The organism is Delftia sp. WSY_12 (genome assembly GCF_043104645.1).
In the GTDB taxonomy this organism is placed as follows: Bacteria; Pseudomonadota; Gammaproteobacteria; order Burkholderiales; family Burkholderiaceae_C; genus Comamonas; species Comamonas tsuruhatensis.
The window spans coordinates 1-7094 of the sequence record NZ_JBICKW010000032.1 but is presented as its reverse complement, the minus strand read 5'-3'; the positions used below and the strand labels follow the sequence as shown (position 1 = coordinate 7094).

The 7094-nt window shown below is 67.9% G+C and carries 5 protein-coding genes; all 5 read left to right on the top strand.

Annotated features, from left to right (window positions below; genetic code table 11):
* The first annotated feature begins 180 nt into the window (after positions 1–180).
* Positions 181–585 carry a hypothetical protein gene (locus ACF8LI_RS20245; protein WP_016450793.1) on the top strand — a complete coding sequence of 135 codons (405 nt, stop codon included), beginning with the start codon at positions 181–183 and terminating at the stop codon, positions 583–585.
* Positions 586–811: 226 nt separating this feature from the next.
* Positions 812–2266 (top strand): TolC family protein, encoded by a 1455-nt coding sequence (locus ACF8LI_RS20240; protein WP_016451428.1) that lies wholly within the window; start codon positions 812–814, stop codon positions 2264–2266.
* Positions 2267–2307: 41 nt separating this feature from the next.
* On the top strand, positions 2308–3525 hold the full coding sequence (locus tag ACF8LI_RS20235; protein WP_016450795.1) for an efflux RND transporter periplasmic adaptor subunit: 1218 nt from the start codon (positions 2308–2310) through the stop codon (positions 3523–3525).
* 4 nt (positions 3526–3529) lie between these two features.
* Positions 3530–6619, top strand: coding sequence for an efflux RND transporter permease subunit (locus ACF8LI_RS20230; RefSeq protein ID WP_016450796.1), 3090 nt, complete (start codon positions 3530–3532; stop codon positions 6617–6619).
* Between the two features lie 16 nt (positions 6620–6635).
* Positions 6636–6971 (top strand): P-II family nitrogen regulator, encoded by a 336-nt coding sequence (locus ACF8LI_RS20225; RefSeq protein WP_016450797.1) that lies wholly within the window; start codon positions 6636–6638, stop codon positions 6969–6971.
* Positions 6972–7094: the final 123 nt, after the last annotated feature.

The following is a 7094-nucleotide window of genomic DNA, read 5'->3' as shown; positions in this document are numbered from 1 at the left end:
TTTCTGGTTGTTGCAGTTTTCGGTGTGACTTCTTCACATGGAAAGCCTTTGTGCACAAAACACGATCTATTGCCCAGATTTTTTAAGGGCAAACCCGGAACTTTCCCTCAACATTCGTAACAATAGACGGTGTCCTGTTTGCAGGGCGTCCATCTTTCACCGACTCGTCTGCCCCGCTCCATGCGCCTTGCGCCATCGTTTGTCTTTTCGTTGCTGATGCTGCTGTCCATCTTCTGCGGGCAGGTGGCAGCTTCGGCATCTTCCGATGGACTGGAAGGCGATGGCCTGCTGGCGCACCATCCCGTCGTGACCATCGATGAGGAATTCCTCGAGGAACTCGCGGAAGTGGAGGAAGACGACGAGACCGAGTTTGCCGAGCTGACGGCACACAGCGGCAACAAGCGCCAGCTGCTGGCCCTGCTGGCCTGCGGCGAGGACCGTTCCGCCGAGATGTACTGGCCGCCCGAGCCCATCGCCGTGCAGGTGGTGTCGCTGTGGGCCCCGCCTTCGACCTATTCCCAGGCGCACCTGTCGCCCGCCCCGGGCCAGTTGCTGCGCCCTCCAAGACCTTCCCTGCTCGGCTGACCGCATATTGCGGCGCAGGCATGCCTTGTGCCCCTTGCGCCCCTTGTCGGCTGACGCATCCCACTGCCTGATCACTGCTCGTGCGCGCCTTGCTGGCGTGCACGCCATGCCGTCGTCCGCGCGCTGACTGCGCACGGCGCGGCCATGCCCGTTCCCGCGTGGTCCGCAGGGAAGGGCCCATCTCTTACTCAACCCCTCGACTGTCGCTTTGCGGCAGATGCATGCCATGGTGAATCCAACGGTATTGGCGGGAATGGCCCCCGCCCGTTTTCCATCCTGTTCGCGCAAGGTCCTGCAAGGCGCGATCTGCAGCCTGCTGGTGGGCTGGGGTGCTGGCGCTTCGGCGCAGGCCCACCCCCCTGGCAAGCCCCAGGCGTCCCAGGCGCCCCTGACGCAGGCGGCTCCGGCCGCCGCCGAGGCCGCCGAGGCCGCGGCGTCCCGTACGCCGATCGTGCCGAAGGCCGGTTCGGCCGCAGAGGCGCCTTCGGTGGCTTCGGCCGCCGCACAGCGCCTGCCCCAGCTGAGCCTGAACGAGGTCGTTCGCGCCGTGCTGGACCACAACCCCGATCTGCGCGCTGTCGAGCAGTCCCGGACCACGGCGCGCGCAGGCGTGGTCAGCGCCTCGGCGCTGCCCAATCCCAAGCTCGAATGGAACCAGGGCCGCAACAGCGCCCGCGTTCCGGGCGCGGCAGCCGGCACGGTGCAGGGCTGGGCCGTGGCCTTGCCCATCGAGAACCCCGCCGTGCGAGGTGCGCGCGTGGAGGCCGCGAGGGCAGGCGAGCAGGGCTCGGTGCACTTCGTGGCGACCACGCGCAATGCGCTGGTGGCCCAGGTGCGGCTGCGCGCCTACGAGATGGTGCTGCGCGAGGCGGAGGTCGAGGCCGCCAAGGAGGCGGTGCGCCTTCTGGAGCAGGCCCATGAGCGCGTCCGCGTCCGCGTGGACAGCGGCGAGGCGGCCCGCTACGAAATCATCAAGGCCGATGCCGAAATCATCCAGGCGCGCCAGCAGGAGCAGACCGCGCGGCTGCGTGCCGAGCAGGCGCAGCTGGCGCTGGGCCGCCTGGCCGCAGGCCAGCTGCCCGTGCGCTTCCGCCTGGATGTGTCGCTGGAGGATCCGCTGCGCATCGAGGACATGGGCGAGATCGATCCCATGGAGCATCCCGAACTGCGCCAGCTCAAGGCGGAGGTCGAGCGTGCCCAGGCGCGGCTTGACGGTGCCAAGGCCTCGCGCTGGCCGGGCGTGGAGCTGCGCTACGGCCAGACGCGCGAGCCCGACGTGCGCCTGAACACGGTGGGCGTGAGCATCCAGATCCCCTTGCTCGACCAGCACCGCGGCCCCATCGACGAGGCGGCCTCCGAGCTGGAGCGCGCGCGTCTGCAGCTGGAAGGCCGGCAGATCGAGCTGCGCCAGCAGACGCTGCAGGCCTGGAAGGAGCTGGAGATGGCGCGACTGCGCACCCAGGCACTGAGCCAGGGTTCGGTGCGCGAGGCCGAGTCGGCCCTGCGCGTGGCCGAGGCCGCCTACCGCTTCGGCGAGCGCGGCATTCTCGATGTGCTCGATGCGCAGCGCGTGCTGCGCTCCATCCGTGCAGACCTGCTTGACGCGCGCTACCAGCTGCAGGCGGCGCGCATACAGCTCGAATACCTGGCGGGCCGCTACGACGATCCGTCCGCGCTGTGAAGCCCGCCGTCCCTGCCTCACACCCGAAATCAGAAACGAACATGTCCTTGAATATGCATCCGCAACCCATCGCCGCCCGCGCAGGCAGCAGCACCTTGGTGAACTCCCTGGCCCTGGCCGGCCTGCTGGCCGCAACGCTGGCGCTGAGCGCCTGCGGCAAGAACGAAGAGGCCGAAGCCAAGGCGGCGCCCGCAGCGGCCGCTGCGCAGGAGCAGGACCCGATGGAGGTCCGCGTCACCGCCGAGATGGCGCCCAACTTCGCCGTCAAGCCCGTGGCGCAGGCGCAGATCGCGCTGCTGCAGGAGGTGTCCGGCCGCATCGAGGCCAATGAGCGCCAGGTCACCCGCATTGGCGCGGCCGCCACGGGACGCGTGACCGAAGTGCTGGTCGAAGTGGGCGACCGCGTGCGCGCGGGCCAGGTGCTGGCCCGCGTGGCCAGCCCCGAGCTGACCACCGCCCAGCTGGCCTATCTGCGTGCACACTCCGCCGCCACGCTGGCCGAGCGCGGCGTGGAGCGCGCGCGCCAGCTGATAGCCGCCGACGTCATCGGCTCGGCCGAGCTGCAGCGCCGCGAGTCCGAGCTGTCGATTGCGCGCGCCGAGCAGCGCGCTGCCGGCGACCAGTTGCGCCTGATCGGCATTCCCGACAGCGCCATCGCCCAGCTGCGCGACAAGGGCACGCTGCAGTCGCATGCGGCCGTGCTGTCCACAGGGGCCGGCGTGGTGATCGAGCGCAAGGTCAGCTCCGGCCAGGTGACCCAGCCCGGCGATCCGCTGTTCACCGTGGCCGACCTGAGCAGCGTCTGGGTGGTGGGCGCGATCCCCGAGCAGATGGCCAGCGGCGTGCGTGCCGGCCAGGCCGTGGAGATCGCCGTGCCCGCCCTGGGCGAGCGCGTGCTGTCGGGCCAGATCGTGCATGTGGGCGACACCGTGACGCCCGAGACCCGCACCGTCACCATCCGCACCCAGGTGGACAACCCCGAGCGCGACCTCAAGCCCCAGATGCTGGCCACCATGCGCATCCAGGGCGAGGTGCGCCAGCTGCTGGCCGTGCCGGCCGAGGCCGTGGTGCGCGAGAACGACCGCGACCATGTCTTCGTCAAGAAGGGCGAGAACCACTACCGCCTCACGCCCGTCGAGCTGGGCACCGCCAGCGGCGGCATGCGCCCCGTGAACAAGGGCGTGGCCGATGGCACGGTCATCGTCACCACGGGTGCCTTCCACCTGAACAACGAGCGCAAGCGCGCAGAGCTGGAGTAAGCCCATGATCGCTTCCATGATCCGGGCCGCACTGAGCCAGCGGCTCATCGTGATCGTGCTCTCGCTGGTGCTGTGCGGCTTCGGCCTGCGCGCCGCCATGAATCTGTCGGTGGATGCCTTTCCTGACGTGACCAACGTCCAGGTTCAGGTGGCCACCGAGGCGCCAGGCCGTTCGCCCGAGGAAATCGAGCGCTTCGTGACCGTGCCGCTGGAAATCGCCATGACCGGCATGCCGGGCCTGGTGGAGATGCGCTCGCTCAACAAGAGCGGCCTGTCCATCATCACCCTGGTCTTCACCGATGCCACCGACGTGTACTTTGCACGCCAGCTCGTCACCGAGCGGCTGATGGAGGTCACGCCGCGCATGCCCGCAGGCATCATCCCCGTGCTGGGGCCGGTGTCCACGGGCCTGGGCGAGGTCTACCAGTACACGCTGGACCATCCCGACGACGGCAAGCGGGCCCTCACGCCCGAGGAGCTGACCGAGCGCCGCACCATCCAGGACTGGGTGGCGCGCCCGCTGCTGCGCTCCATTCCCGGCGTGGCCGAAATCAACTCGCAGGGCGGCTACGTCAAGCAGTACCAGGTGGAGGTCGATCCCGGCCGGCTGCGCCACTACGGCCTGTCCGTGCGCCATGTGGTCCAGGCCATCGCCGACAACAACGCCAATGCCAGCGGCGGCATCCTGCCCCAGGTCACCGAGCAGTACCTGATCCGCGCCGTGGGCCTGGTCCAGTCGCTGGATGACATCGGCAACATCGTTCTCAAGCAGGAAGGCGGCGTGCCGGTCTTCGTGCGCGATGTGGCCGAGGTCCAGCTGGGCCAGGAAGTGCGCCAGGGCGCCATCATCAAGGGCGGCTATACCGAAGGCGTCTCCGGCATCGTGCTGATGATGCGCGGCGGCAATGCCAAGGAGGTGGTCACCCGCGTGAAGGAGCGCGTGCAGGAGATCAACTCCAAGGGCATGCTCCCCGGCGGCCTGCAGATCGTTCCCTACTACGACCGTACCGACCTGGTCGACTCGGCGCTGTGGACCGTGGGCAAGGTGCTGATCGAGGGCATCCTGCTCGTGGTCGTGGTGCTCTTCATCTTCCTGGGTGACGTGCGCTCCAGCCTGATCGTGGTGGCCACGCTGATCATCACGCCGCTGACCACCTTCATCATGATGAACCGCTGGGGCATCTCGGCCAACCTCATGTCGCTGGGGGGGCTGGCGATCGCCATCGGCCTCATGGTCGATGCCACCGTGGTGGTGGTGGAGAACGTGTTCCACAAGCTCGGCCAGGCCGGCGACAGCATGGGCGCACGCGTGCGCACCGTGCTGTCGGCCACCACCGAGGTGGCCACGCCCACCATCTTCGGCATCGCCATCATCATCCTGGTGTTCCTGCCGCTGATGACGCTGCAAGGCATCGAAGGCAAGATGTTCGGCCCGCTGGCGCTGACCATCGCGATCTCGCTGGCCGTCTCGCTGGCCGTGTCGCTGTTCCTGTCGCCCGTGCTGTGCTCGTACTTCCTCAAGGGCGGCGCGGACCATGACACGCGCCTGATCGCCTTCCTCAAGCGCCACTACCTGCGCCTGCTGGACCTGGCCACCGCGCGCAACCGCGCCACGCTGGCCGTGGCCGTGGCGCTGCTGCTGGGCTCGCTGGGACTGTTCCCGCTGCTGGGCAAGTCCTTCATGCCCACCATGAAGGAGGGGGCGCTGACGCCGCAGATCAACCGCGTGCCCAGCATCTCGCTGGACGAGTCCATCCGCATGGAAATGGCGGCGATGAAGTCCGTGGCCGAAGTGCCCGGCGTGCTCAGCGTGGTCTCCAAGCTCGGACGCGGCGAATCGCCGGCCGATCCCGCAGGCCCCAACGAGTCCGACCCCATCGTGCTGCTGGACCCCGAGTCCGACCGCACCCAGGATGAGATCGACGAAGACATCCGCCAGCGCCTGTCCTCGATCCCGGGCGTGCAGATCGTGCTGTCCCAGCCGATCTCCGAGCGCGTGGACGAAATGGTCACGGGCGTGCGCTCGCAACTGGCCATCAAGGTCTTCGGCGACGAGCTGAGCGAGCTGCGCGACGTGTCCGAGCAGGTCGCACGCATCCTCAAGAGCGTGCCGGGCAGCACGGACATCCGCGTCGAGCGCCTGTCAGGCCAGCAGGCTCTGACCGTGGATATCGACCGCAAGGCGATCGCCCGCCACGGCCTGAACGTCACCGACGTGCAGGGCGTGATCGAGTCGGCCATCGGCGGCAAGGAAGTGACCACGGTCTACGAGGGCGAGCGCCGCTACAACGTGGTGGTTCGCTTCCCCGAGCCGTTCCGCGGCTCGCCCGCCGCCATCGGCGCCACCTTGCTGACCACGGCCACGGGCGCCCAGGTGCCGCTGAGCAGCGTGGCCCGCATCGAGCTGGTGGACGGCCCCGCGCAGATCAGCCGCGAAGGCGGCAAGCGCCGCGTGGTGGTGGGAGCCAACGTGGAAGGGCGCGACCTGGGCGGCTTCGTGACCGAAGTGCAGCAGCGCATCGACAGTGAAGTGCAGTTGCCCGATGGCTACTACTTCAAGTACGGTGGCCAATTCGAGAACATGGAGCGCGCCATGGGCACGCTGCAGATCATCGTGCCGCTGACCATCGTGGCCATCTTCTTCCTGCTGTTCCTGCTGTTCAACTCGGTCAAGCTGGCCGGGCTGATCATCCTGGTGCTGCCCTTCGCCTCCATCGGGGGACTGATAGGCCTGTTCGTCACGGGAGAATACGTGAGCGTGCCGGCATCGGTGGGCTTCATCGCGCTGTGGGGCATTGCGGTGCTCAACGGCGTGGTGCTGGTCTCCTGCATCCGCAAGCTGCGCGAAGATGGCATGAACGTGGCCGAGGCCGTGCGCGAAGGCTGCGTGCAGCGCTTCCGCCCCGTGATGATGACGGCCACCGTCGCGCTGCTGGGCCTGGTGCCCTTCCTGTTCGCCACCGGCCCCGGCTCGGAGGTGCAACGCCCGCTGGCCATCGTGGTGATCGGTGGCCTGATCTCGTCCACCCTGCTCACGCTGGTGGTGTTGCCGACCCTGTACCGCTGGTTTGACGAAAAACCGCTGGAAGCCTGATGAAGGAGACACTGCAATGACCATGAAGGAAATCCGGGCCATCGTGCGCCCCAGCCGCCTGGAGCGCCTGCGCGACGCGCTGCGCGCCATTCCCAACTTCCCCGGCGTGACGCTGTTCCGTGCCGAGGGCTTCACGGCCCCGGCCGCCATCGACAAGCGCAGCGTGAAGGAGGAGTTGACCGACTTTTCCGACAAGATCATGGTCTGCGTGCTGGCCGAGGCATCCATGGTCGAGCCCATCCGCGCGGCCATCACCTCGGCCTGTCACTCGGGCCAGGTCGGCGACGGCCTGGTCTGGGTGGTGGACATCGCCGAGATCCACCGCATACGCGATGGGCAAAGCCTGGCCTGACCCGGGCTGCAGCAGGGCGCCGGAATGCAGGGCGACATAAAAAAGTCATGCATTCCGGAATTGCCCCAAAAACGCTGTGCTACAATTTTTGAATCGCAGCAACGAAGCAGTGCAACGTTGCAG